The organism is Pedococcus sp. P3_C7, from assembly GCF_056402615.1.
In genome coordinates, this window is record NZ_JBFUHC010000005.1 from 119,060 (window position 1) to 142,547 (window position 23,488).

25 protein-coding genes and 3 tRNA genes are annotated in these 23,488 nt (G+C 70.7%); 5 read left to right on the forward strand and 23 right to left on the reverse strand.

Translation table 11 applies throughout. From position 1 onward, the window contains the following. Window positions 1-155: 155 nt before the first annotated feature. From rplL to AC1DS4_RS07685, 11 genes are all read right to left on the reverse strand, one after another. Entirely contained in the window at window positions 156-542 is a 387-nt protein-coding gene (gene rplL / locus AC1DS4_RS07635; RefSeq protein WP_477613539.1) for a 50S ribosomal protein L7/L12, read from the reverse strand. A gap of 86 nt (window positions 543-628) precedes the next feature. Then, on the reverse strand, window positions 629-1,297 hold the full coding sequence (rplJ, locus tag AC1DS4_RS07640) for a 50S ribosomal protein L10 (protein ID WP_477613540.1): 669 nt from the start codon (window positions 1,295-1,297) through the stop codon (window positions 629-631). 293 nt (window positions 1,298-1,590) lie between these two features. After that, a complete protein-coding gene (locus AC1DS4_RS07645; protein ID WP_477632329.1) occupies window positions 1,591-2,370 on the reverse strand; it encodes a hypothetical protein in 780 nt (259 codons plus the stop codon). 153 nt (window positions 2,371-2,523) lie between these two features. Further along, window positions 2,524-3,243 carry a 50S ribosomal protein L1 gene (gene rplA / locus AC1DS4_RS07650; RefSeq protein ID WP_477613542.1) on the reverse strand — a complete coding sequence of 240 codons (720 nt, stop codon included), beginning with the start codon at window positions 3,241-3,243 and terminating at the stop codon, window positions 2,524-2,526. A 126-nt stretch (window positions 3,244-3,369) separates the two neighbouring features. After that, entirely contained in the window at window positions 3,370-3,804 is a 435-nt protein-coding gene (gene rplK / locus AC1DS4_RS07655; protein WP_056924021.1) for a 50S ribosomal protein L11, read from the reverse strand. 92 nt (window positions 3,805-3,896) lie between these two features. Then, complete coding sequence (gene nusG / locus AC1DS4_RS07660; RefSeq protein WP_477624236.1) at window positions 3,897-4,814, reverse strand: transcription termination/antitermination protein NusG; 918 nt, start codon at window positions 4,812-4,814, stop codon at window positions 3,897-3,899. A 59-nt stretch (window positions 4,815-4,873) separates the two neighbouring features. Next, on the reverse strand, window positions 4,874-5,143 hold the full coding sequence (secE, locus tag AC1DS4_RS07665) for a preprotein translocase subunit SecE (protein WP_477613544.1): 270 nt from the start codon (window positions 5,141-5,143) through the stop codon (window positions 4,874-4,876). Window positions 5,144-5,202: 59 nt separating this feature from the next. Next, a tRNA-Trp gene (locus tag AC1DS4_RS07670) sits at window positions 5,203-5,275 on the reverse strand. Window positions 5,276-5,475: 200 nt separating this feature from the next. After that, window positions 5,476-8,061, reverse strand: a complete 2,586-nt coding sequence (locus tag AC1DS4_RS07675; RefSeq protein ID WP_477632328.1) for an AAA family ATPase — start codon at window positions 8,059-8,061, stop codon at window positions 5,476-5,478. 179 nt (window positions 8,062-8,240) lie between these two features. After that, complete coding sequence (locus AC1DS4_RS07680) at window positions 8,241-8,381, reverse strand: hypothetical protein (protein WP_477624067.1); 141 nt, start codon at window positions 8,379-8,381, stop codon at window positions 8,241-8,243. Beyond that, complete coding sequence (locus tag AC1DS4_RS07685; RefSeq protein WP_477632327.1) at window positions 8,378-8,683, reverse strand: DUF4242 domain-containing protein; 306 nt, start codon at window positions 8,681-8,683, stop codon at window positions 8,378-8,380. The genes AC1DS4_RS07680 and AC1DS4_RS07685 overlap by 4 nt, the downstream gene beginning before the upstream one ends. Window positions 8,684-8,953: 270 nt before the next feature. Between AC1DS4_RS07685 and AC1DS4_RS07690 the strand changes: the two genes are divergently transcribed. The 5 genes from AC1DS4_RS07690 (at window position 8,954) to AC1DS4_RS07710 (ending at window position 14,302) form a co-directional block, all read left to right on the forward strand. Beyond that, window positions 8,954-10,255, forward strand: a complete 1,302-nt coding sequence (locus AC1DS4_RS07690; protein ID WP_477632326.1) for an aspartate aminotransferase type Ic — start codon at window positions 8,954-8,956, stop codon at window positions 10,253-10,255. Between the two features lie 107 nt (window positions 10,256-10,362). After that, a complete protein-coding gene (locus AC1DS4_RS07695) occupies window positions 10,363-11,694 on the forward strand; it encodes an MFS transporter (protein ID WP_477632325.1) in 1,332 nt (443 codons plus the stop codon). Continuing rightward, the gene (locus AC1DS4_RS07700) at window positions 11,691-12,704 is read left to right on the forward strand and encodes a TolB family protein (RefSeq protein ID WP_477624063.1); all 1,014 of its coding nucleotides are present in this window, start codon (window positions 11,691-11,693) and stop codon (window positions 12,702-12,704) included. The genes AC1DS4_RS07695 and AC1DS4_RS07700 overlap by 4 nt, the downstream gene beginning before the upstream one ends. Window positions 12,705-12,756: 52 nt before the next feature. Then, window positions 12,757-13,254: a DUF5709 domain-containing protein gene (locus AC1DS4_RS07705; RefSeq protein WP_477624062.1), complete on the forward strand. Its 498-nt coding sequence runs from the start codon at window positions 12,757-12,759 to the stop codon at window positions 13,252-13,254. A 19-nt stretch (window positions 13,255-13,273) separates the two neighbouring features. Further along, on the forward strand, window positions 13,274-14,302 hold the full coding sequence (locus AC1DS4_RS07710; protein WP_477624061.1) for an adenosine deaminase: 1,029 nt from the start codon (window positions 13,274-13,276) through the stop codon (window positions 14,300-14,302). A gap of 80 nt (window positions 14,303-14,382) precedes the next feature. Here AC1DS4_RS07710 and AC1DS4_RS07715 read toward each other — a convergent pair whose 3' ends face one another. From AC1DS4_RS07715 to AC1DS4_RS07770, 12 genes are all read right to left on the reverse strand, one after another. Beyond that, a complete protein-coding gene (locus AC1DS4_RS07715) occupies window positions 14,383-15,459 on the reverse strand; it encodes a UDP-N-acetylmuramate dehydrogenase (RefSeq protein ID WP_477624060.1) in 1,077 nt (358 codons plus the stop codon). Window positions 15,460-15,469: 10 nt separating this feature from the next. Further along, window positions 15,470-15,892: a MaoC family dehydratase gene (locus tag AC1DS4_RS07720; protein ID WP_477624059.1), complete on the reverse strand. Its 423-nt coding sequence runs from the start codon at window positions 15,890-15,892 to the stop codon at window positions 15,470-15,472. 2 nt (window positions 15,893-15,894) lie between these two features. Further along, complete coding sequence (locus AC1DS4_RS07725) at window positions 15,895-16,341, reverse strand: FAS1-like dehydratase domain-containing protein (RefSeq protein WP_477613554.1); 447 nt, start codon at window positions 16,339-16,341, stop codon at window positions 15,895-15,897. A 108-nt stretch (window positions 16,342-16,449) separates the two neighbouring features. Continuing rightward, window positions 16,450-16,620 (reverse strand): 50S ribosomal protein L33, encoded by a 171-nt coding sequence (gene rpmG, locus AC1DS4_RS07730; protein WP_270887403.1) that lies wholly within the window; start codon window positions 16,618-16,620, stop codon window positions 16,450-16,452. Between the two features lie 130 nt (window positions 16,621-16,750). Further along, a tRNA-Met gene (locus tag AC1DS4_RS07735) sits at window positions 16,751-16,824 on the reverse strand. A gap of 32 nt (window positions 16,825-16,856) precedes the next feature. Continuing rightward, window positions 16,857-16,929: transfer RNA gene (locus tag AC1DS4_RS07740), tRNA-Thr, on the reverse strand. A 138-nt stretch (window positions 16,930-17,067) separates the two neighbouring features. Continuing rightward, window positions 17,068-18,267 (reverse strand): acyl-CoA dehydrogenase family protein, encoded by a 1,200-nt coding sequence (locus tag AC1DS4_RS07745; protein ID WP_477624058.1) that lies wholly within the window; start codon window positions 18,265-18,267, stop codon window positions 17,068-17,070. 50 nt (window positions 18,268-18,317) lie between these two features. Further along, window positions 18,318-18,767 (reverse strand): type II 3-dehydroquinate dehydratase, encoded by a 450-nt coding sequence (aroQ, locus tag AC1DS4_RS07750; protein WP_477624057.1) that lies wholly within the window; start codon window positions 18,765-18,767, stop codon window positions 18,318-18,320. 157 nt (window positions 18,768-18,924) lie between these two features. Further along, complete coding sequence (locus tag AC1DS4_RS07755) at window positions 18,925-19,635, reverse strand: SRPBCC family protein (RefSeq protein ID WP_477632324.1); 711 nt, start codon at window positions 19,633-19,635, stop codon at window positions 18,925-18,927. 4 nt (window positions 19,636-19,639) lie between these two features. Beyond that, entirely contained in the window at window positions 19,640-20,494 is an 855-nt protein-coding gene (locus AC1DS4_RS07760; protein WP_477632323.1) for an FAD binding domain-containing protein, read from the reverse strand. Further along, complete coding sequence (locus tag AC1DS4_RS07765; protein WP_477632322.1) at window positions 20,491-22,977, reverse strand: xanthine dehydrogenase family protein molybdopterin-binding subunit; 2,487 nt, start codon at window positions 22,975-22,977, stop codon at window positions 20,491-20,493. Before AC1DS4_RS07765 ends, AC1DS4_RS07760 begins: the two co-directional genes overlap by 4 nt. Further along, entirely contained in the window at window positions 22,974-23,471 is a 498-nt protein-coding gene (locus AC1DS4_RS07770) for a (2Fe-2S)-binding protein (RefSeq protein WP_477624053.1), read from the reverse strand. Before AC1DS4_RS07770 ends, AC1DS4_RS07765 begins: the two co-directional genes overlap by 4 nt. Window positions 23,472-23,488 lie beyond the last annotated feature (17 nt).

The window sequence follows — 23,488 nt, forward strand, 5'->3', positions numbered from 1 at the left end:
GCAAGACCTCTCTCCAAGACCGTGTCGTCTGACCTTGAGACTCGAGAGAGGGCCGGGCGTGACGCGGCCTGCCGGGCGGACACGCGGAAGCGGGCCCGACCTGGTGGTCGGACCCGCTTCGCAGCAGTGCTGGTGCTCCCCGAGGGGAGCTCAGATCACTTGAGGGTGACGGTGGCGCCGGCGGCCTCGAGGGCCTCCTTGGCCTTGTCGGCCGCAGCCTTGTCAACCTTCTCGAGGACGGGCTTGGGGGCGCCGTCGACGAGGTCCTTGGCTTCCTTCAGGCCGAGGGAGGTCAGCGCGCGGACCTCCTTGATGACCTGGATCTTCTTGTCGCCAGCAGCCTCGAGGACGACGTCGAACTCGTCCTGCTCCTCGGCGGCAGCGGTGTCGCCACCGGCCGGGGCGCCGGCCGCGGCAACGGCCACGGGGGCAGCAGCGGTGACGTTGAAGGTGTCCTCGAACTGCTTCACGAACTCAGAGAGCTCGATGAGGGTCATTTCCTTGAAGGCCTCAAGGAGCTCGTCGGTGGAGAGCTTCGCCATGATGGGCGTCCTTTCTAATTCTTGGTATGCCGTGAGTGGCGTCTTGGTGTGTGAGCGGGCTCGGTGCGGGGTTGCCCCCGACCGGGTCAGCTCTCGTCGCCACCCTCGGCGACGTCTGCGGTTGCCTCGGCCACGGGGGCCTCGGCGGACGCGTCGGCTGCGGGAGCCTCGGCGGTGTTGTCGTCAGCCTCGGCAACCTCGGCCTCGGCGGCGGGAGCGGCGGCAGCAGCCACCGGGCCCTCGGCCTCGACCTTGGCGCGCAGCGCGTCGACGACCCGAGCGGTCTGCGACAGCGGTGCGGCGAAGAGGTAGACAGCCTGGCTGAGCGACGCCTGAAGGGCACCGGCCAGCTTGGCCAGGAGAACCTCGCGGGACTCGAGGTCCGCGAGCTTCGTGATCTCCGCGGGAGTCAGGGCCTTGCCGTCGAGGACGCCGCCCTTGATCACGAGGAGGGGGTTCGCCTTGGCGAAGTCACGCAGGCCCTTGGCGGCCTCGACCGGGTCGCCATCGACGAATGCGATGGCGGACGGTCCGACGAGCTGGCCGTCGAACGCCGTGACTCCGGCGTCCTTGGCAGCAAGCTCGGTGAGCGTGTTCTTCACGACGGCGAAGGTGGCGTTTCCGCGCAACGAGTTGCGGAGATCGGTGATCTGCTTCACCGAAAGCCCGCGGTACTCGGTCAGCACGGCCGCGCCGGAGTTGCGGAACTTGTCCGACAGCTCGGCGATGGCGGCAGCCTTGTCAGCCTTGGCCATGGGGCCTCCCTTCCGTGTGTTCGACCGTCCGGAGCTGGAGGCCACACGGAAAGAGCCCCATGCACAGGGCACGGGGCTCGCACGCGGGCAGGCTCTGGGAGCCGGCACTGCGGGTGAATCGTGGCCTGCGCTGGACGCCCACCGGAGTGGAACCTTCGGTCACGTGCTGCCTATTGCGGTGGCACGCGACAACCGAGCGGTCTTTGGTCAGGGTCCAGAGTACGGGTGGGCGGGCCCCCGACCAAATCGCGGTCTCCCGGCGCCCCCCGGCACCGCCCGGTCGACCCGTCGGCTCACGGGACCTTGAAGGTGCCCACCTGACTGGCGGGTGGTGCGGTGATGGTGACCGGCTTCCCCCAGCCGCCGAACGTGCCGCCGACGGTCTGTCCCTCGACCTCGACAGTCATCGAGACGGGCCTGTCCTTGGCGTCCAGGACGTAGCGGGTGGTGACCGGGGCCATCGACGGCACCGCGCCCTGGCCGGCTTCGCCGAGGAGCTTGGCCGGGTCGATCGACACCTCGTAGGTCGTCCCGGTGGCCGACGAGCTCACGACCGTGGCCTCCGCGCCGACCATCGCGTCGGCGAACTGGCGGGGACTGCCCATCTGGCCCAGCATCCCGGAGAACAGCTGGCTGGACGGGTCCTTGGCCTTGGGGTCGATCTTCACCCAGGGCTTGGTCGAACCGGGCAGGCCCTTGATGTAGAGCACGCCGTCGATCGACACGATCTCCATCCGGACGCCCTCGAGCGCCATGACCATCCGCTGGCGCATCGTGCCCTTCCTCATGATGAAGGAACCGCTGGCCGTGCCCCCGGCGCCGACGTTCATGGTCATCGTGCCGGAGCCGGCCTTCACCATCGCCGCGAGCATGCGAGTACCGAGGTCGCCCCCGTCGACCGTGGTGCCAACAGCGAGACCGGCAGCGGAGGCAGAGCTCGACGCGGTGGTCGAGCTGCTCGAGCTGGTCGACGGTGTCGAGCCGGCGTTCGACACGGCAGGCGTGGTGCTGCCGCAGGCGCCGAGCGCGAGGGTCGCGGCAAGGGCGAGGGCGGCGCACGAGATGGTCTTCACAAGAATCCCCCAGGACGGGCACGTGGGGCACGTCCCCGACGGCTGCGTCCACGCTACCCCGACAGCCACGCCCGGCGCCGGGATTCGGGCAGACGAGMGCCCGCCCCCGGKGCGGGKGGCGGGCTCTCGGCAGGACTGCGGCGAGGCTGGGACTCAGGCGGTGGCCTCGTCCTCGACCAGCAGGTTGCGGGTGCGGGTGTAGTCCAGCGGGATGCCGGGGCCCATCGTCGTCGACAGGGTGGCCTTCTCGATGTAGCGGCCCTTGGAGGAGGACGGCTTCAGGCGCAGGATCTCGTCCAGCGCGGTCGCGTAGTTCTCGACCAGCGACTTCTCGTCGAAGGAGGCCTTGCCGATGATGAAGTGGAGGTTCGCGTGCTTGTCGACACGGAACTCGATCTTGCCGCCCTTGATGTCGGTCACGGCCTTGGCCGTGTCCATCGTGACCGTGCCGGTCTTCGGGTTGGGCATGAGACCACGCGGGCCCAGGACCTTGCCGAGACGACCGACCTTGCCCATCATGTCCGGCGTCGCGACGACCGAGTCGAAGTCGAGCCAGCCGCCGGCAACCTTCTCGAGCAGCTCGTCGGAACCGACGAAGTCGGCGCCGGCCTCACGGGCGGCCTCGGCCTTGTCGCCGTTGGCGAACACGAGGACGCGGGCGGTCTTGCCCGTGCCGTGTGGCAGGTTGACGGTGCCACGGACCATCTGGTCGGCCTTGCGGGGGTCAACGCCGAGTCGCATCGCGACCTCGACCGTCTCGTCGTACTTGGCCTTGGCGGACGCCTTGGCGAGGCGGACGGCCTCGAGGGGGGCGTAGCTCTTGGTCGCGTCGATCTTGTCCGCGGCCTCGCGGTAAGCCTTGCTGCGCTTCATTTCTGCTCCTTGGTCTTTCAATGGTGCTGCCTGGGTGTTTCGGTGGAGTTGTGGTCTGTACGGACCAGCGCGGTCCTGCCACGTACCCCGGTATGCCGCGTGGGCGGCATACCGGGGTTGTTTCCCTTAGAGGGTGGTGTCGATGCCCATGCTGCGGGCGGTGCCGGCGATGATCTTCATCGCCTGGTCGATGTCGTTGGCGTTCAGGTCTTCCATCTTCTGCTCGGCGATGGCGCGGACCTGGTCGGCCGACAGCTTGGCGACCTTGGTCTTGTGCGGCTCGCCGGAACCCTTGGGCACACCCGCGGCCTTCTTGATCAGCTCGGCGGCCGGCGGCGTCTTGGTGATGAAGGTGAAGGAACGGTCTTCGTAGACCGTGATCTCCACGGGGATGACGTTGCCGCGCTGGGACTCGGTCGCAGCGTTGTACGCCTTGACGAACTCCATGATGTTGACGCCGTGCTGGCCGAGGGCCGGACCGACGGGCGGGGCGGGCGTGGCCGCGCCGGCCTGGATCTGCAGCTTGATGAAGCCGGAGATCTTCTTGCTCTTGGGAGGCATTGCTGTGTTCCTTCTGTTGTGGTGGGCCTACGCCGTGGGCGATGACCCGGTTGCATGCTCCCGGGGTGCCGGGAACAGGTGCTGTCGTGCGCTCAGATCTTGGCGACCTGGTTGAACGACAGCTCGACCGGGGTCTCCCGGCCGAAGATGGAGACGAGCACCTTGAGCTTCTGGGTGTCGGGGTTGATCTCGGAGATCGTCGCGGGAAGGGTCTCGAACGGCCCCTCCATGACGGTGACGGACTCGCCGACCTCGAAGTCGACGACCGCGGCTTCCTTGGCCTTGCCCGCGCCACCCCCGGCGGCGCCGGCAGTCGCCGGGCTCTCCAGGTCGGCCGGAGCGAGCATGGTGAAGACCTCGTCGAGGCTCAGCGGCACCGGCTGGTGGGCGTTGCCGACGAAGCCGGTGACGCCGGGCGTGTGGCGCACGGCGCCCCACGACTCGTCGGTGAGGTCCATGCGGACGAGCACGTATCCGGGCATCCGGACGCGGCGCACGAGCTTCTTCTGGCCGTTCTTGATCTCGGTGACCTCTTCCATGGGCACCTCGGCCTCGAAGATGAAGTCCTCCATGTTGAGGGAGGTCGTGCGGTTCTCGAGGTTGGCCTTCACGCGGTTCTCGTAGCCGGCGTAGGAGTGCACGACGTACCAGTCGCCGAACTTGGCGGCGAGGGCGTCCTTGAACTCCTGCACGGGGTCGGCCGGCGGGGCGTCGACGTCCTCGGTCAGGGCGTCGGAGTCGTCAGCCGAGTCGCCCTCGGTGGCGTCGGCCGGCGCGTCGTCGTCGGAGGCCGCGTCGTTGGAGGCTGCGTCGTCGGAGGCTGCGTCTCCGGAGAACGTCAGGCTCGACACCTGCGGCTGGTGGGCCTCGCTGTCGGCGGCGTCGGTCTCGTCGCGCTCGACCTCCAGGTCGGACTGGGGGTCGGCGTCCTCTGCGGCAGCACCGTCAGCCGCGACCTCATCGGTCTCGGGCTCGGCGTTCTCGGTGGTCCACTGGTCGGACACGCTGATGACCTACTTCCTTCTGGTATTCGCCGGGTGACCCCGGGGTGTCTGTGGCAGGACGGCGGTCAGCCGCCGAAGACCCACAGCACGAGCTTGGTGAAGCCGAAGTCCACGGACGCGACCAACGCCATCACGAACGTCACGAACACGATCACGACGATCGTGTAGTTGACCAGTTCGGACCGCGTCGGCCGGACGACCTTGCGGAGCTCGTCGAGGATCTGGCTGACGAAGAGGGACATCGAGCGGAAGAACCGCGAAATCGGGTTGCCGCCCTTGTCACTCTTGCGGCCGGTGCGACCAGAGCCGCGGGTGTCCGCGCTCACGTCCGTCACGATGCCTCTGCTTTCACTCATGTATGCCGTGACCGGGTCCGGTCACAGGTCCTGCTACGCAGGGCAGGAGGGACTCGAACCCCCAACCGCCGGTTTTGGAGACCGGAGCTCTACCAATTGAGCCACTGCCCTACGGAACTCTCCGCGGGGGCGGTGGGTTCCGGGAGGCTGACCTGACCCGTTCGCGGGCATGCCAGAAGCATGGCCAATGTCAACCGAGGAGAAAGCATACGTGAGGCCCGCTGCCGAACGCGAACTCGCCGGTGAGGCCCGCGAGCGCGACTCCTGCCACCCACCCGCGGCGCGCCGCCGCCGACGCGGTGGCGGCACCTCTAGACCAGGCCCAGCTCCGAGGCTCGCCGCACGACGTCGCGCCGTGTCCCCAGCCCCAGCTTCGTGAGCACGGCGGAGACGTGGTGGTCGGCAGTGCGCGGGGAGATGTAGAGCTTGTCCGCGAGCTCGGCGTTCGTGAGCCCCAGCGCCACCAGTCGGGCGACGTCGAGCTGGCGGGAGGTCAGCCCGGACGGGTTGGCGACGGTGGTCGCGCGCCGACGCGCGGGCACCCTGGACAGGCCGCGCTCGCGCAGCACGCCACGGGCCCGGTCCGCGGCTGCCCACGCACCCATCGTCTCGAGGTCGGTGAGGGCACCGACCGCCACCTGCTCGTCGGGCGACCCGATCCGCGCCAGCGCGGACTCGTAGGGCGCTCCCAGGGTCCGCCACTGCTCCGCCGCCTCCTCGTACCTCCCGTCCAGCTCCAACGCACTCGGCTCCGCGACCACGGCTCCGGCCAGTGCGTCGCCGACGGCGTCGGGGTCCAGCCGGTGCAGCCACACGGCGAGGCGCCCGGTGGACCACTGCACCCCGGGCAGCCTGCCCACCTCACGCAGCAGGGCACCGGCCTCGTGCACCACGGCGTCGGCGGCGGCCGGCGCCGGTTCGTGCGTGTCCAGCAGCCAGGCCCGCTCCGCCTCGGCCGCCATCACGGCCAGCAGCGCCAGGGGCTCGTGCATCTGCTCGGCGAGGATGCGCGCCTGCCCCAGGTGGTCCTCGCTCTCCCGCGCGGCCTCGCCGCGACGGAGGGCCACCAGGCCCGCCACCAGGTGCGGCCACAGGCTGGCGATCGGCGCCCCGCCGTCGAGCACGGTCCGCGCGTCCTCGAGGCCGGCCTCCCACCGACCGCGCTCGAACTGCAGCCGCGACCGCACCCCGGTCTGCCACTGCTCGCAGATCGGGATGTCACGGTCGACGGTGAAGGGGATGGACTGCTCCAGTAGCCTCTCGGCGTCGCGGAACCGTCGCTGCTCCACGTCGATGGCGACCAGCTGGGACCACCCGGTCGAGGCCGTCTCGTCGAAGAGCCGCGCGGCCGCGTCATGGACCAGCGTGAGCAGCCGGTCCCGCGCGGCGAGGTCGTCGCCCATCAGGAGGTCGCCGGCGGTGCCGAGGATCTCCGATCGCACCAAGAGCTCGTCATCCGACCGCTCCTGCGCCAGCGAGCGGGTGACCGCCCTGCCCTCCGCGGTGGCGTCGGCGTCGTTGCGACGGAACGCCAGCAGCATCTCCAGGGACAGCGCTGCCCCGTATGCCGGGGCGTCGCGGTGTCCCAGGGCCAGCTCGACGTGGTGCTCGGCCGCGGACCTCCGGGCCGAGTAGTACTCGATGAGGGCGCGCCTGCTGTGCGCTGCCGCGACTCCGTCGTCGTCGCGGGCCTCCGCCCACAGGCGGGCGGCCTCGGTGATCGAGGAGACGGCTTCGGACAGCCGGCTCACCATGTACTGCTGGAAGCTGAGCCGCTCCAGCAGCGCGGCCCGCTGGGCCTGGTCGCCTCCGGGGGCTGCACGAGCCAGCTCCAGGAACGAGACGGCCTCGCGGTGCGACCCAGCCTGCGCAGCCTCGGCGGCTGCCCGGTCGGCGTAGGCGCGCGTCCGCTCGGAGTCACCTGCCGCATGGGCGTGGTGGGCCAGCACGGCCGCATCGGCGCCCACGCCCTCCAGAGCATCGAGCACCCGCGCGTGCAGCCGGGCGGCCACCCCGGGCGCGATGGAGTCCTCGACGGCCCGGCGTGCCAGCTCGTGGCGGTATCCGACGCCGCGACGCGACCGTTCCAGGAGACCCGTGGCCTCGAGCCTGCGCAGCTGGGGCATGTCGATGGCCAGCCTGGGCAGCACGCGGTCGTCGAGGGAGTCAGGGGCCGTGGCGATCACCTGGAGCACCTCCAGGTCGGCGCCGCCGACCGCGCTCGTGCTGGCGAGCACGGCGTCGCGGACCGACGTGGGCAGCTCCTCCCCCGGGTGCCGGGCGATCTCGGTGACGAAGAAGGGGTTGCCGCCGGTCAGCGCGAGCACCGACGGCGGGTCGATCCCCGTGCCCTCGAGGACCGCGCGGATGGCGCCGATCGACAGACCCTTCAACGTGATGGTGCTGCCGGCGTCGAGCCGGGCGATGTCACCGAGCAGCGGACGGAGGGCATGGTCGGGTCCGACCTCGGCGTCGCGGTAGGTGAGGAGGACGACGAGGGGCAGGGTCTCCACGCGTCGGGCCACGAAGCGCAGCACCTCGACCGACGCCTCGTCCACCCACTGGGCGTCCTCGATGACGAGGGTGGTCGGCTCACCCGCCACCGCGCCGAGCAGCCGTTCGGCCAGCGGCACCGGTGACCCCGGGTCCGCCCCCACCTCGACCCCGAGGTCGGCCAGCACGTCACGCAGCGGCCCGAGCGGTCGCGGGGTCTCCAGGGGATCGCAGAGCCCCCGCGCGACCCGGGTCCACCGTTGCCCTGTTGTCGCCACCCTGACGAGGGCGGACTTGCCGGCGCCAGCCTCCCCGGCCACGGCGACCACGCACCCTTGGGTGCGGCTGCGCTCCAGGGCCGCACGCAGATGCTCCAGCTGCGGCTCCCGCTCCACGAGCTCCACCCCGACAGGGTACGAGCCGCCGGTTGCGTCCCGAAAGCCCTCCGAGCCGGCCGGACGACTCGGGGTGGTGGGCCTGTGGGCGCCGGGAGACGCCGACCGGGGACGGGCGGGCTGGGTGGCCGTTCCGTCCCCGGTGGCGGTGCCGCGACGGTCAGGGCGACCGACGACGGCGAGGCGGGTCACCGGGATTCGGCCCGGCGCCGGCGACGGACGTCGAGGACGATCCGGCGGGCGCTGCGCGGTCCGACCGGCCGCATCGCCCCCCTCCGGCCTGCGTCGGCCACGTCGTTGAGGAAGACATGCATCTGGGCGTCGATCATGCCGTCGCCCCCGCTCGTGCGCGTTCGAGCTCGGCCGCGGTGTGTGACCCGAACTCGGCCACGACCTCGGCGACCACCTCGCACGGAAACCCGCCCCGGCGGGCGTGCTCGCGGACGGTCTCGGCGTCCTCGGCCTCGTGGACGCAGTAGATCTTGTCGCCCGCGACGTAGCTGGTCACCCAGGTGTAGGGCACTCCCAGCGACTCCACGGCCGCGTTGGACGTCCGGGAGATCTCGGCGAGCTGCTCGTGCGTGAGCTCACTTGCACCCTGGACGTGGCGCTCGATCAGAAAACGCTTCATTGGACTGTTCCTTCTTCTCGTGAGGTGCAACGGCCTCGTGCCGCCGCCCTCCAAGAGTCCGGTCGGGAGTGCCTCCCGGGCATCGGTACCCACTGCCCATCTGTCCTCCGCTCACCTGCCCACGTTCCCGACCCGCCCGGCGCCCCGACCCGCGTGGCGCCCCGACCCGCCCGGCGCCCCGCCCCGGCTGCCGCACCCCGCCCCGCCCGCGGTGACCGGGCTGCGGACGGTGCCTTCGCGGCATACCGGGGCTCTGGGAGCATGGGAGGCGTGACCGAGCAGACCGCCACCGCCACCACCCCCCTCGCCGAGCGTTCACCGCAGGAGCTCGAGGCCTTCGCCGCCGAACAGCAGGAGGCGTATGCCGCGCTGAAGGCGCGCGGCCTGTCACTGGACCTCACGCGTGGCAAGCCCGCCGCGGCCCAGCTCGACCTGGCCGACGACCTGCTCAGCCTGCCCAAGGGCGTCAAGGACGCGAGCGGCGTCGACACCCGCAACTACGGCGGGCTCGAGGGGATCAAGGAGCTGCGCGAGATGTTCGCCGAGCTGCTGTGGGTGGAGCCCGAGCAGGTCGTGGCCGGCGGCAACTCCAGCCTGGTGATGATGCGCGACGTGCTGGTCGACCTGTGGCTGCACGGGGCCGTCGACAGCGAGCGCCCCTGGAGCCAGGAGGAGAAGGTCACCTTCATCTGCCCGGTACCCGGGTACGACCGGCACTTCACCCTGCTCGAGTGGTTCGGCATCGACATGGTGACCGTGCCCATGCACGAGGACGGGCCCGATGTCGAGGCCGTGGCGAGGTTGGCGGCGAGCGACCCGAGCATCAAGGGCATGTGGCTGGTGCCGACCTACGCCAACCCGACCGGGTCTGTCGTCACCCAGGAGATCGCCGCCCGGCTGGCCGCGATGGAGACGGCCGCACCCGACTTCAAGATCTTCTGGGACAACGCCTACGCGTTCCACCACCTCACCGAGGACGAGGCCAAGAGCGCCGACATCCTCACCCTGGCTGCCGCCGCCGGACACCCGCACCGGCCGATCATGTTCGCCTCGACCTCCAAGATCACCCTGGCCGGCGCCGGTGTCGCGTTCCTGGCCGGGTCGGTCGAGACCGTGAAGTGGTACACCGGCCACCTGGGCAAGGGCGCGATCGGCCCCGACAAGGTCAACCAGCTGCGGCACGCGCAGTTCTTCGGCTCACCGCAGGGCGTCCGCGACCACATGGCCAAGCACCGCAAGGTCATCGCCCCGAAGTTCGCCGAGGTCGAGCGGATCCTGACCGAGCGGCTCGGCGGCCTGGGGGTCGCGACCTGGACCCGGCCGACAGGGGGCTACTTCGTCAGCCTCGACGTGCTCGACGGCACCGCCTCCCGAGTGGTGCAGCTGGCCAAGGAGGCCGGGATCGCCCTCACACCCGCCGGTGCCTCGTTCCCCCACGGGACCGACCCCCGCGACCGCAACATCCGCCTCGCCCCGACCTTCCCCCCGCTGGAGCAGGTCAGCGAAGCCATGGAGGCCGTGGCCACCTGCGTCCTGCTCGCCTCCGTGGAGAAGGTGCGCGGCGAGGGGTGATGGCTGGGCGCCGCCTGTGAATCACGCAAAAGCTCCGGCGGTGCCCGCACGGCATACCTAGAATTGGCGGAACTGGCCGGGCCGACTCCGGCGCCGAGGGGGCGCGCGTGTATCTCAGCGACCGGCCGCGGGACGCGGCCGGCACCGAACGCCCCGCTGCCGCGCCCGAGAGCGGGCTCACGAACGAGCCCACGAGCGGGCCCACGAGCCCGTCCACGCGCACGTCCACGACAGGGCGCCGCGTGGGGTCGACCGTCATCCTGCTCGGCTTCGTCAGCCTGCTCACCGACATCTCGTCGGAGTCGCTGTCGGCGGTGCTGCCGCTCTACCTGACCGCCGTCCTCGGCCTGTCGCCACTGGCGTACGGCTTCGTCGACGGGCTCTACCAGGGGGTCAGCGCGCTGGTCCGGATCCTCGGTGGATGGCTGTCGGACCGGGCGGACAGGCCCAAGTGGATCGCCTTCCTGGGCTACGGGCTCTCGGCCGTCACCAAGGCCCTGCTCATCCCGGCGCAGGGGCTGGCCGCCGTCACCGCCGTGATCACGGTGGACCGGCTCGGCAAGGGTCTTCGCACCGCACCGCGAGACGCGATCATCGCCGCGTCGACCCCTGAGCAGTCGTTGGGCCGCGCGTTCGGCGTGCATCGGGCGCTGGACACGACCGGGGCGGCGATCGGACCGCTGATGGCGTTCTCGATCCTCTGGCTCGTGCCCGGCGACTACCGCGCGGTCTTCATCGCCTCGCTGGCCGCGGCGTTGTTCGGGCTGGCGCTCCTGGGCCTGATGGTTCCCGACGTGCGACCCCGACGGGCCGCGCGACGGGCTGCCGCCCCGCCCGTCGCACCGTCCTGGCGCAGCCTGGCCGACCCTCGGTTCGGTCGCGTCGTGGCGGCGTCCGCGGTGCTGGGGGTGCTCACGATCAGCGACGGCTTCCTCTACCTCTCGTTGCAGCAGCGGGACGACTTCGCCGGCACGTGGTTCCCCCTCCTGTTCGTGGGCACCAACCTCGCCTACCTGTCGCTGGCCGTTCCCTTCGGCCGCCTGTCCGACCGGCTCGGTCGGGCCAAGGTGCTCGTCGGCGGCCACCTCCTGCTCGTCGGCGCCTACCTGTGCGCAGCCCTGCCGACCGGGGGGCTGGGGCTGACCGTCGCCTGCCTGCTCCTGCTCGGCGGGTTCTACGCGTGCACGGACGGCGTGCTGGCCGCGCTGACCTCCACGCTCGTGCCCGCGCCGATGCGAGCCAGCGGCATCGCGACGGCCCAGACCGTCGTGGCGCTGGCCCGGTTCGCGTCCTCCCTGGTCTTCGGTGCCCTCTGGACGGGGCTGGGTCGTTCGACCGCCGTGTATGCCGTGGCGGCAGCCTTGGTCGTGGCGGTGGCCGTCGCGTGGTGGTTGCTCCGCGGCGTCGACCGGACCGCGCAGGAGCTGGTGGCGGCATGAGCCTGCGACAGCGCGTGGTCGCCCTGGTCGCCGTCGGTGTGCTCCTGGTCGGCGGGACGACCGCCTACCTCGTGCTGTCGCGGGCCACGCAGCAGGAGGCTGTTCGCAGCGCCACACCACAGAGCACGGTGTCGTTGGCCCAGGTGGCCAGCAGCCCACGCATCGTGTTCCGCAACACCGCGATCGGCCCGGTCTACGGTCGCGTGGCGATGGTTCCGCTCACCGATCCCTCAGGTCCCCGCGCCGTGACGGCGACCTCCTGCGACCGGGTCTTCGTCGCCCGCACCCGCACCCTCTGCCTGGCCTCCGACGCCGGCATCGTCACGACCTACACGGCCAAGACCTTCGTCGACGCCGAGGGGCCGGTGCAGGACCTGCCGCTCACCGGCATACCCAGTCGGGCTCGGTTGTCCGACGACGCGTCGCTGGCCGCGACGACGAGCTTCGTGTCGGGCGACTCCTACGCCTCTGCCAGCTTCTCCACCCGCACGGTCGTCTCCCAGATCGGCACCGACCGCAGCTACGACCTCGAGAACTTCCGGCTGGTCCACCGGGGCAAGGCCATCGCCCCGTCCGACCGCAACTACTGGGGCGTGACGTTCGCGAGCGACGACGACGCCTTCTACGTCACGGTGAAGTTCGGGAAGACGACCTGGCTCGCCTCGGGTCGGCTCTCGACCAGGACCGTCCAGACCCTCCGCTCGGACGCAGAGTGCCCCTCCCTGTCCCCGGACGGGACCAAGGTTGCCTACAAGAAGCTCGGCACCCGCGGTCCCGGTGACTGGCGCCTGGCGGTGATGGACATCGCGACGGGCACGGAGGTCGCGCTGACCGAGCAGCACAGCGTCGACGACCAGGTCGAGTGGCTGGACGACCACCAGATCCTCTACGGGTTGCCGGGTGAGGGCACCCACGCCGCCGAGACCAACGTCTGGGTGGTGCCCGCCGACGGCACCGGGGCGCCGCGGCTGCTGATCGCGAAGGCGTGGTCACCGGCCGTCGTCCGCTGAGGCCCCCACCCACCGCCTTGCGGTGCCGGCCGCGCTGTCGCAGGGTGGGGACATGAGCGATCAGCCGGGCACGGAAAGCTTCGAGGACGACCTGGGCAGTGTCAGCCTGGACGACGGCGTGGACGCCGGCAGCGGTCAGGACCAGCTGCTCGACTCCAGCGAGGGCGACAACGAACCGTCCTCACCGCCCGACCTCCAGCCGCGCGCGACCGAGTGGGGCACGACGGCCTCCGAGCAGGGCCAGGAGGAGAGCATCGAGCAGCGCATCCGGCAGGAGGTGCCGGACCCGGACTCCGCCTACGGCGCCCCGGACGACGAGGGCGGCCTCGACGCCGAAGCCCGCGTGGGTGGCGCGGACCCCGACTCCATCGCGGCGGAGGACGACTACCTCAGCGACGACGCCGTGGGGGACGCGAGCGTCGGACAGCTGACCGATCCCGACGAGGGGGACCGTCCGGACGAGGAGAGCGAGCTCGTCGGCGACGAGTCGAGCCCCAGTGGCGATCTGCAGAGCCCGGAAGAGGCAGCCATGCACATCGTGGAGGACTAGCCCTGCCAGACTGCTCCGCATGCGCCCGGTGACCGCCCTCCCGAAGGCGCACCTGCACCTGCACTTCACCGGTTCGATGCGCGTGGAGACGGTGCGTGACCTCGCGCAGAAGCACGCCCTCCACCTCCCCGAGGCCCTGACGACCGGGTACCCGCCGCAGTTGAGCGGACGGGACGAGCGCGGCTGGTTCCGGTTCCAGCGCCTGTACGACGCTGCTCGCGCGTGTGTGCGCGACGAGTCCGACCTGCGCCGGATCGTGCGTGAGGCAGCGCAGGACGATGCTGCCGAGGGCTCGCGGTGGCTCGAGATCCAGGTCGACCCGACGTCGTACGCGCCCTTCGTCGGGGGCATCACCCCCGCCCTCGAGATCGTCCTCGACGAGGCGGCGGCCGCCTCCTGCGAGGAGTCCACGCAGGTGGCGGTCGTGGTGGCAGCGAGTCGGATCCGCCACCCGCTCGACGCCAGGACGCTGGCCCGCCTCGCGGCGCACCACGCCGGCGAGGGGGCGGGCACCGTCGTGGGTTTCGGACTCAGCAACGACGAGCGGCGCGGTCAGACGTCCGACTTCGCGCCGGCCTTCGAGATCGCCCGGCGCGCCGGACTGGCCCTGGTGCCGCACGCTGGGGAGCTCCTCGGCCCGGCGGCGGTCGAGGCGACACTCGAGGCCATCCACCCCGACCGGATCGGCCACGGCGTCCGCAGCGTGGAGGACCCGCGGGTGCTCGACCTCGTCGCGGAGTCCGGGGTCGCCCTGGAGGTCTGCCCGCGCAGCAACATCGCGTTGGGGGTCTACGACAGCCCCGCGCAGGTGCCGCTCCGCACGATCGTGGAGCACGGCATACCCGTGGCGTTGGGCGCCGACGACCCGCTGCTGTTCGACTCACGACTGGCCGACCAGTACGAGCTGGCGCGCACCGCCCTCGGCTTCACCGATGACGAGCTGGCCGAGCTGGCCCGGGGCTCGGTGACCGCGTCGAGCGCGCCGACAGCGGTGCAGAAGGCGGCGCTGGACGACATCGACGCCTGGCTCGCGGCCCCGACTGCCTGACTGCCTGACTGCCTGACTGCCTGACTGCTGCGAGTTTGCAGGATCCTCCGGGTCAGGACGCGGCGGATCCTGCAAACTCACTACAGCTCGTGGCCCACGAACACCGGCTCGTTGACCAGGGTGACCCCGAACGCGTCGTGGACGCCCTGCTGGAGGTGCCGCGCCAGGGCCGCGACGTCGTATGCCGTGGCCTCACCACGGTTGGTGATGGCCAGGGTGTGCTTGGTCGACAGGGCGGCCCCGCTGCCGGGCAGTGCGAAGCCCTTGCTGAAGCCGGCCTTGTCGATCAGCCAGGCCGCCGAGGTCTTGACGTTGCCGTCCGGGTCCGAGAAGCGAGGGGGCGCCGACGCCTCTGGTCCGAGCCGGGACGCTGCCCGGGTCTCCAGGGCTGCGAACCGCTGGGCCGACAAGACCGGGTTGGTGAAGAACGACCCGCAGGACCAGGTGTCGTGGTCGTCGGCGTCCAGGACCATGCCCCGCAGCCGCCGCTGCGCCAGGACTGCCTCGCGCGCGTCCGCCAGCGGCACCCGCTCCCCCGGTGACACACCGAGCTGACGGGCCAGGTCGGCATACCCGATCGGCTGGCTGAGCTCGCTGGGGACGAGCTGGAAGAGCACGTCGAGCACGACGAAGCGCGTCGTGGCCTTGAAGGCGGAGTGGCGATAGGTGAAGGCGCAGTCCGCGGCCGCCAGGGTGCGGACCTGCTGCTGGGCGCGGTCGTAGACCCTGACCGAGGCGATGGTCTGGGCGACCTCCTGGCCGTAGGCGCCGACGTTCTGGACCGGGGTGGCGCCGCTCGACCCGGGGATCCCGGACAGCGCCTCCACGCCGGACCAGCCCTCGGCCACGGCTCGCTCGACGAAGTCGTCCCACACCACACCGGCAGCCACGCGCACCATCACCCCGCCGCACAGGTCGGCGGACTCGACGGTGACGCCGTCGGTGGCCAGTCGCACCACACTGCCGGCGAAGCCGGCGTCGGCGACGACGAGGTTCGAACCGCCGCCGATGACCAGCAGCGGCTCGTCGGCGTCGTCGACCTCGCGGACGGCGTCGACGACCTCGTCGATGGTCTGGGCGGTGACGAGGCGGGCAGCGGGACCGCCGACCCGCATGGTCGTCAGGGACGCCAGGGTGACGTCGTGCTCGTCGTGCATCGAGGGCCGGTCAGTCGAGCTGGACGACGGCGATGCACCGGCCGAGCACCTTGGCGCCCTCGCTCGTCGCGGTGAGCTCGACGGTGGCACGCCGGGTGTCCTCGTCCACTGCTTTGACGACCCCGGTGACCTCGACCTCGCCACCGGCCTGAGGGACGACGACCGGCTTGGTGAAGCGGGTGCCGAACTCGACGACCCGGCCTCCGTCGCCGGCCCACTCCTCGACGACCGAGCCGACGGCTCCCATCGTCCACATGCCGTGGGCGATGACGTCGGGCAGACCGACGGACTTGGCGAAGGCCTCGTCCTGGTGGATGGGGTTCTGGTCGCCCGAGGCGTCGGCGTAGGCCACGAGGGTCTCGCGCGCGACGGTGAGCCTCAGCGGTCCGATGGTGTCGCCGACGGTCGCCTCGGCCAGGGTCCGTGCGCCCACGATCACTCCCCTCCCCGGATGACGATGGTGGACGTGGAGGTGCACAGCGCCTCACCGTCCCGCGTCGCCAGCTCCGTGCGCGTGGTGACCATCGCGTGGCCACCGGCCTCGCGCACCGAGTCGACCGTCAGGATGCCGAGCACGGAGTCGCCCGCCGTGATGGGTCGGTGGTGGACGAAGCGCTGCTCGCCGTGCACCACCCGGGTGTAGTCGATGCCCGCCTCGGGATCCTGGACGAACACCGCGTCGCACTGCTGCGCGAGGGTGACGGCAAAGGTGGGCGGCGCGATCACGTCGCGGTAGCCGGCGGCCCGGGCTGCCTCGCTCGAGGTGTGCACGGGATCGGTCGAACCCACCGCCGAGGCGAACGCCGCGATGGTCGCCGCGTCCACGGCATACGGGCCACTGGGCGGGTAGCTGCGCCCTGCGAAGTCTGCGTTGACGGCCATGGCGACCACTCTATTGGTGCCCGACGACGACGCGACCAGGCCGCCACCGGGGACACGACAAAGCCGCCCGGGGACCGAAGTCCGGGGCGGCCGTCGAGGCGCGTCAGGTCAGCGGGTCTCGCGGTGGACCGTGTGCTTGCCGTCGCGGGGGCAGAACTTCTTCATCTCCAGGCGGTCGGGGTTGTTCCGACGGTTCTTCTTGGTGATGTAGTTGCGCTCCTTGCAATCCACGCACGCCAAGGTGATCTTGGGGCGGACATCGGTGCTCTTGCTAGCCACGGGGCAACCTGCTCTCGGAACTGACTGGTGGTCTGTCTTGGTTCAAACAGAATGATGAGGAGCGCACCGATGAAGGCGCGACGACGCATCAGAATACGCGAATCCAGGGGTAATCCTGAAATCGCGGTTGTAGCGGGAGCGGGGCTCGATCCCGCGACCTCACGATTATGAGTCGTGCGCTCTAACCAGCTGAGCTACCCCGCCATGGGGTGTGCGCCTCACGACGCCGTTCCCAGAGCCCCCTGTCGGAATCGAACCGACGACCTTTTCCTTACCATGGAAACGCTCTACCGACTGAGCTAAGGGGGCCTGCCCACCCGGGGCTCGTGAGAGCCGCGCGGAAGTGCGACGGTGAGACTACACGGTCTTGAGCCTCCACCGAAAATCGAGGGTATGCCGCGTGGCCGGCCCCGCGCGACGGCTTTCCTGACACCGGTCCACCGGGGTCTAGCGGAAGGCCTGCTGGCCGGTCATCGCCTGTCCGATGACGAGGGTGTGCATCTCCACGGTGCCCTCGTAGGTGAGGACCGACTCGAGGTTGTTCATGTGCCGGATGATCGGGAACTCGAGGCTGATTCCGTTGGCGCCCAAGATGGTTCGGGAGGTGCGGCAGATGTCGAGGGCTTCCCGGATGTTGTTGAGCTTGCCGAGGCTGACCTGCTCGGGGCGAAGCGTCCCGGCGTCCTTGCGACGTCCCAGGTGCAGGGCGAGCAGCTGGCCCTTGACGAGCTCCAGGGCCATGTCGGCGAGCTTCTGCTGGGTCAGCTGGAAGCCGGCCAGCGGGCGACCGAACTGGTGCCGCTCCATCGAGTAGCGGCGGGCGGTGTCGAGGCTCGACCGAGCGGCGCCGAGGGAGCCCCAGACGATGCCGTAGCGCGCCTCCGACAGGCAGGCCAGTGGCCCCTTGAGGCCGGTCACGTCGGGGAACACCGCGTCGGCGGGAAGCCGGACCCCGTCGAGGACGAGCTCGCTGGTCACCGAGGCGCGCAGCGACAGCTTGTGCTTGATCTCGGGGGCCGAGAACCCGGGGGTGTCGGTGGGCACCACGAAGCCCCGGATGACGCTGTTGCCGTCCCCGGACTCGTCGACCTGGGCCCAGACCACGGCGACGTCGGCGATCGAGCCGTTGGTGATCCACAGCTTCGAGCCGTCCAGGACCCAGTCGTCGCCGTCCCGACGGGCGCGGGTGCGCATCGAGGCGGGGTCGGAGCCGTGGTCGGGCTCGGTCAGGCCGAAGCAGCCGATCGCCTCACCGGCCGCCATCCGTGGCAGCCACTCCTGCTTGTGCTCCTCCGTGCCCCAGCGGTGGATCGCGAACATCGCGAGCGACCCCTGCACGGAGACCAGGCTGCGCACGCCGGAGTCGGTGGCTTCGAGCTCGAGGCAGGCCAGGCCGTAGTCCACAGCGCTCATCCCGGCGCAGCCGTACCCCTCGAGGTGCATGCCGAGCAGCCCGAGGGCGCCGAGCTCTCGGGTCAGTCCGCGGACGTCGTCGATCTCACCGCGTTCGAACCAGTCCGCGACGAACGGCTCGACACGCTTGTCGAGGAAGGCGCGGACGGTGCCGCGGATCGCCTTCTCCTCGTCGGTGAGCAGGTCGTCGATGCCGGCGAGGTCCATCGGGTCGAGCGCAGACGGCGGGGTCATGCGCGCCAGTCTGGCAGGCCGGGTCGCGCTGGTGGATGGGCGCAGGCGACTCAGTGGCGGTCGTCGATGAGCTCGGAGATCCGGGCGATCGCGTAGGCGTAGCCGCTGGGGCCGCAGCCGCAGATGACACCGTCGGAGACGGCGGACAGGTAGGAGTGGTGCCGGAACTCCTCCCGCCTGTGCACGTTGCTGAGGTGCACCTCGAAGACGGGGATGCTCACCGCGGCGAGCGCGTCACGCAGGGCGATCGAGGTGTGGGTGTAGGCGCCGGCGTTGATGACGATGCCGACCGCGCTCTTGCGGACCTCGTGGACGGCGTCGATCAGGGCACCCTCGTGGTTGCTCTGCCGGAAGTCGACGTCGAGGCCGGCCAGGCCCGCCGCCTTGCGGCACAGCGCCTCGATCTCGGCCAGGGTGTCGGAGCCATAGATCTCGGGCTCGCGCTCGCCGAGCAGGTTGAGGTTCGGTCCGTTCAGGACGACGACGGTCTGCTGGCTCATCGTGGGCGCTCCTGTGCGTGCGGTATGCCGTGTGACCGCGGCTCTGCGGGTGCGGCCACCTTGCCATGCGGCCGGTCACTTTCAGGGTAGGCCACCTCAGGTCCGCATGACCGGCTGATCCGGTCATCGTCCGTTTGGCGGGGAGGCGGCCGGACCCCTAACCGCTCATCGCCCGCCAGATCACGATCACGGCCACCACCACGACGACGCCGACGGCTATCTGCTTGCCGTAGGACCTGAGGAGCACGGGCAGGACGGTGCCCCCGAGGTCGAGCGCGTCGTCCGTGCTCGCGGGTGCAGCTTTCGTTCCGATGGGGTGAGATGCCTGCGGTTCAGGGGCCACCGGGGCTTCCGGCTCGGGATGGGGCTCGCCAGTGGGCTCCCCGAGGGGCGGGACCTCAGTGGGCTGCCCCACGGGCGGGACCTCGCCGATCCTGCCCTCGATGCAGCCGATGAACTGGCCGAGCAGCTTGTCGGACACGTCCTGCATGACGCCGCGGCCGAACTGCGCGGGCTTGCCGGTCACGGCGAGGTCGGTCTGCACGTCGGCGCGGGTCGACCCGTCCCCGACGTCCGTGAGCTGGACCGTCACGGTGGCACCCGCCGTGCCGTTGCCCCGCTTGTCCTTGCCCTTGGCCTCGATGACCGCCCGGTGGGCGCCGTCGTCACGCTCGACGAAGGCGCCCGTGCCGGAGTAGACCAACGCGATCGGGCCGAGCTTGACCTTCACCGTGCCCGCAAAGCCTTCCTCGGTCACCTCCGTGACCGTGGCGCCGGGGAAGCAGCCGCCGACCAGGGGCAGGTCCATGAAGGTCGCCCAGGTCCGGTCGACCGTGGCGGGCACGGTGAAGGAGTGGCTCAGCTCCACGGGCTCAGCCTCCCGCCGCCGACAGGACGGCCCGTCGGGTGAGCACCGTCGCGAGGTGCTTGCGGTAGTCGCTGTCGCCGTTGAGGTCGGACGGCGGGTTGGTGCCGTCGGCAGCGGCGGCGCACGCGTCCCGCACCGCCTCGTCGGTGGCCGCCTTGCCCACCAACGCCTGCTCCACCGTCGTGGCGCGCAGCGGTGTGGACCCCATGTTGGTCAGTCCGATGCGCGCCTCGGCAATCGTGCCGCCGTCGACGCGCACCGTCGCCGCCACGGCGACGATGGACCACTGGTGCGACACCCGCACGAACTTCTCGTAGCGGTGGCCCCACCCGGTGTGCTTGGGGATCCGGATGGCGGTGAGCAGCTCGCCCTCCCCGACGGCCGTCTCGAACAGGTCCCGGAAGAAGTCGCCGGCGGCCACGGTGCGTTCGCCGCCACTGCCGGCGATGACGAACTCGGTGTCGAGCGCGAGCGCCGGAGCACCCACGTCACCAGCCGGGTCGGCGTGGACGAGCGCTCCGCCGACCGTGCCCCGGTGGCGGATCTGCGGGTCGGCCACCTCGGCGATGGCGTCGGTGAGCAGCCCCGCGTGCTGACGGACGAGATCGCTCGCCAGCACATCGGCATACGTGGTCATGGCACCGATGACGAGGTGGTCACCGTCCTCGGTGACCCCCTTGAGCTCCTCGATCCGGCCGAGGTCGATGACCTTCTCCGGGGCGTTGAGGCGCATCCGCAGGATGGGCAAGAGGCTCTGGCCACCGGCCAGCACCTTGGCGTCGTCGCCGGCCTCGGCGAGGGCCCCCAGGGCGTCGGCCACGGACGTGGGTGCGACGTAGTCGAACGATGCGGGGATCACTGGTCTGCTCCGTTCGTCGAGGCACCGGTCGGGCCGGCGTCCTGGTTGGGCGCATCCGCGTCGAAGTGCGGCTGCGCCTGGTCCGTGGTGGCCTCGGCCTGGTTGGACCCGGCCGACTGGATGGCCCTCCAGACCCGCTCCGGGGTGCACGGCATCTGGATGTCGCTGATGCCCAACGGTCGCAGCGCATCGACGATGGCATTGACGACTGCGGGTGTGGAGGCGATGCAGCCCGCCTCGCCGACACCCTTGGTGCCGAGCGTGTTCGTCGTCGACGGGGAGGTGGTGTTCTCCGAGACGAAGCTGATCGTGTCGGCGGCCGTCGGGAGGGTGTAGTCGACGAACGACCCCGTGACCAACGTGCCCTGGTCGTCGAAGACGGCCTCCTCCCACAGCGCTTGCGCGATGCCCTGGAGCACGCCACCGTGGACCTGGCCCTCGACGATGAGCGGGTTGATGATCTGCCCGACGTCGTCGACGCTGACGTACTTGCGCATGGTGACCTGGCCGGTCTCGGTGTCGACCTCCATGGCGCACAGGTGCGTGCCGTGGGGGAACGAGAAGTCGTCGGGGTCGAAGGTGGCGTCGGCGTCGATGCCGGACTCGACACCGGGCGGTAGGTTGTGCGACGTGAACTGGGCGGTCGCCACCTCCGTGATGCCGATGCCGTTGTCCGTGCCGCGGACGGTGAACCGGCCCGAGGAGAACTCCAGGTCGTCGACGCTCGCCTCCAACAGGTGGGCGGCGACGACCTTGGCCTTCTCGACGACCTTGTCGGCGGCACGCACGACCGCCTCGCCGCCCACGACGAGCGACCGCGAGCCGTAGGTGTCGAGCCCACGGGGTGCGATCTGGGTGTCGCCGTGCAGCACCTCGATGTCCTCGAAGGGCACCCCGAGGCGATCCGCCGCGATCTGGCTCCACGCCGTCTCGTGGCCCTGGCCGTGGGGTGAGGTGCCGGTGATGACCTCGACCTTGCCGGTCGCCAGCATCCGGATCGAGGCGTGCTCCCACCCGCCGGCGCCGTAGTTGAGGGCGCCGAGGATCCGTGAGGGTGCGAGGCCGCACATCTCGGTGAAGGTGGAGACGCCGATCCCGAGCTGGACCGGGTCCTTGCGCTCCCGGCGTTCGCGCTGCTCACGCCGCAGCCCTTCGTAGTCGAAGAGCTCGACGGCGCGGGCCGTCGCTGCCTCGTAGTTGCCCGAGTCGTACGTCATGCCCGCCACCGAGGTGAACGGGAACTCGTCGCTCTTGATCCAGTTCTGCTCGCGGATCTGCAGGGGGTCGACCCCCACCTCCGCCGCCAGGTCGTCCATCAGCCGTTCGATGGCGTAGGTGGCCTCGGGGCGGCCGGCGCCGCGGTAGGCGTCCACCCAGGTGGTGTTGGTGAGCACCGTCTGCACCGTGAACCGGTAGGCACGGAACTTGTAGATGGCGTTGTACATCCACGCGCCGAGCACGGGGACACCGCCTCCGACCAGACCGACGTACGCGCCGAGGTTGGCGATGAGGTCGACCTTCAGGGCCGTGACCGTGCCGTCCTTGGTCGCCGCGAGGGTGAGCGTCTGGTACTGGTCGCGGCCGTGGTGGCCGGAGACGAGCGACTCCGACCGGGTCTCGGTGTACTTGACGGGCTTGCCGACGTGGCGGGCGGCGGCCAGCGTCGCGAACTCCTCGGCCGTCGTCTGCAGCTTGCCGCCGAACCCGCCGCCGACGTCGGGTGCGATGACCCTCACCTTCGACTCCGGTATGCCGGTCGTGGCAGCGATGAGGAACCGCAGGATGTGCGGGACCTGGGTCGAGGTCCACACCGTGATCTGTTCACCCGTGGGGTCGACCACGGTCGACCGGGGCTCCATGAAGGCCGGGATCAGTCGTTGCTGGCGGATCTCCCGCTCGATGACGATGCCGTCGGCGCGAGCCTTGGCGATCTCGTCGTCGACGGAGGTGCCACTGCCCTGGTCGGCGGAGTCGAGCCGCCACAGTGCCGACTTGTTGGTGCCGAGGTCCGGGTGGGCGAGCACCGCGTCCTCGACCGCCTCCTTGGCGTCGAGTACCGCCGGGAGCTCGTCGTAGTCCACGTCCACGAGCTCCGCGGCGTCGCGGGCCTGGGCCGCGGTGCGTGCCACGACGACGGCCACGATCTCGCCGGCGCAGGCGACGTGGTCGACCACGATCGGCAGGTGGGCGGGCGCCTTCTGGTCGGTGGTGATGGGCCACGCGTTGGCCACGGCGCCCTGGCCGTCCTTGACGTCCGCTCCGGTGACGACCGCCATCACCCCGGGAGCCTTGCGGGCCGCTGCCGTGTCGATGCCCCTGATCATGGCGTGGGCGTGCGGGCTGCGGACCATGGCGGCGTGGAGCATGCCCGGCAGGACGATGTTGTCGGTCCAGCGGGTGCGACCGGTGATGAGGCGCTGGTCCTCCTTGCGCAGGCGCCGGCTGCCGATCTCGGCGGCCGGACGCGTCTCGACGGCGGTCATGCCTGGCCTCCGTCCGAGCCCGAGCCCCCAGCGGCGGAGGCCCCCGCGGCCTGCTGCACCGCCTTGACGATGTTGACGTAGCCGGTGCAGCGGCACAGGTTGCCCTCGAGCCCGACCCGGATCTCCTGCTCGGTGGCGTTCGGGTTCTCGTTGAGCACGTCGATGGCCTGCATGATCATCCCGGGTGTGCAGTAGCCGCACTGCAGCGCGTGGCACTGGTGGAACGCCTCCTGCATCGGGTGCAGCTCGCCGTTGGTGGACAGACCCTCGATGGTGGTCACGTCGTGGCCGTCGGCCTGGACCGCGAGCACGTTGCACGACTTCACGCTGCGCCCGTCGAGGTGCACGGTGCACGCCCCGCAGTTGCTCGTGTCGCACCCGACGACCGTGCCGGTCTTGCCCAGCTGTTCCCTCAGGTAGTGGACGAGGAGCGTCCGCGGCTCCACCTCGTCCGAGTAGTCGACTCCGTCGACCGTGACGCTGATGCGGGTCATTCGCTCACCTCTCTGTG

Bases quoted from the DNA above. Each gene is read 5' to 3' on its own strand.
- rplL (WP_477613539.1), bottom strand. From the start codon at position 542: ATGGCGAAGCTCTCCACCGACGAGCTCCTTGAGGCCTTCAAGGAAATG.
- rplJ (WP_477613540.1), bottom strand. From the start codon at position 1,297: ATGGCCAAGGCTGACAAGGCTGCCGCCATCGCCGAGCTGTCGGACAAG.
- rplA (WP_477613542.1), bottom strand. From the start codon at position 3,243: ATGAAGCGCAGCAAGGCTTACCGCGAGGCCGCGGACAAGATCGACGCG.
- rplK (WP_056924021.1), bottom strand. From the start codon at position 3,804: ATGCCTCCCAAGAGCAAGAAGATCTCCGGCTTCATCAAGCTGCAGATC.
- AC1DS4_RS07680 (WP_477624067.1), bottom strand. From the start codon at position 8,381: ATGATCGACGCCCAGATGCATGTCTTCCTCAACGACGTGGCCGACGCA.
- AC1DS4_RS07685 (WP_477632327.1), bottom strand. From the start codon at position 8,683: ATGAAGCGTTTTCTGATCGAGCGCCACGTCCAGGGTGCAAGTGAGCTC.
- AC1DS4_RS07700 (WP_477624063.1), top strand. From the start codon at position 11,691: ATGAGCCTGCGACAGCGCGTGGTCGCCCTGGTCGCCGTCGGTGTGCTC.
- AC1DS4_RS07705 (WP_477624062.1), top strand. From the start codon at position 12,757: ATGAGCGATCAGCCGGGCACGGAAAGCTTCGAGGACGACCTGGGCAGT.
- AC1DS4_RS07710 (WP_477624061.1), top strand. From the start codon at position 13,274: ATGCGCCCGGTGACCGCCCTCCCGAAGGCGCACCTGCACCTGCACTTC.
- AC1DS4_RS07715 (WP_477624060.1), bottom strand. From the start codon at position 15,459: ATGCACGACGAGCACGACGTCACCCTGGCGTCCCTGACGACCATGCGG.
- AC1DS4_RS07725 (WP_477613554.1), bottom strand. From the start codon at position 16,341: ATGGCCGTCAACGCAGACTTCGCAGGGCGCAGCTACCCGCCCAGTGGC.
- AC1DS4_RS07745 (WP_477624058.1), bottom strand. From the start codon at position 18,267: ATGACCCCGCCGTCTGCGCTCGACCCGATGGACCTCGCCGGCATCGAC.
- aroQ (WP_477624057.1), bottom strand. From the start codon at position 18,767: ATGAGCCAGCAGACCGTCGTCGTCCTGAACGGACCGAACCTCAACCTG.
- AC1DS4_RS07765 (WP_477632322.1), bottom strand. From the start codon at position 22,977: ATGACCGCCGTCGAGACGCGTCCGGCCGCCGAGATCGGCAGCCGGCGC.
- AC1DS4_RS07770 (WP_477624053.1), bottom strand. From the start codon at position 23,471: ATGACCCGCATCAGCGTCACGGTCGACGGAGTCGACTACTCGGACGAG.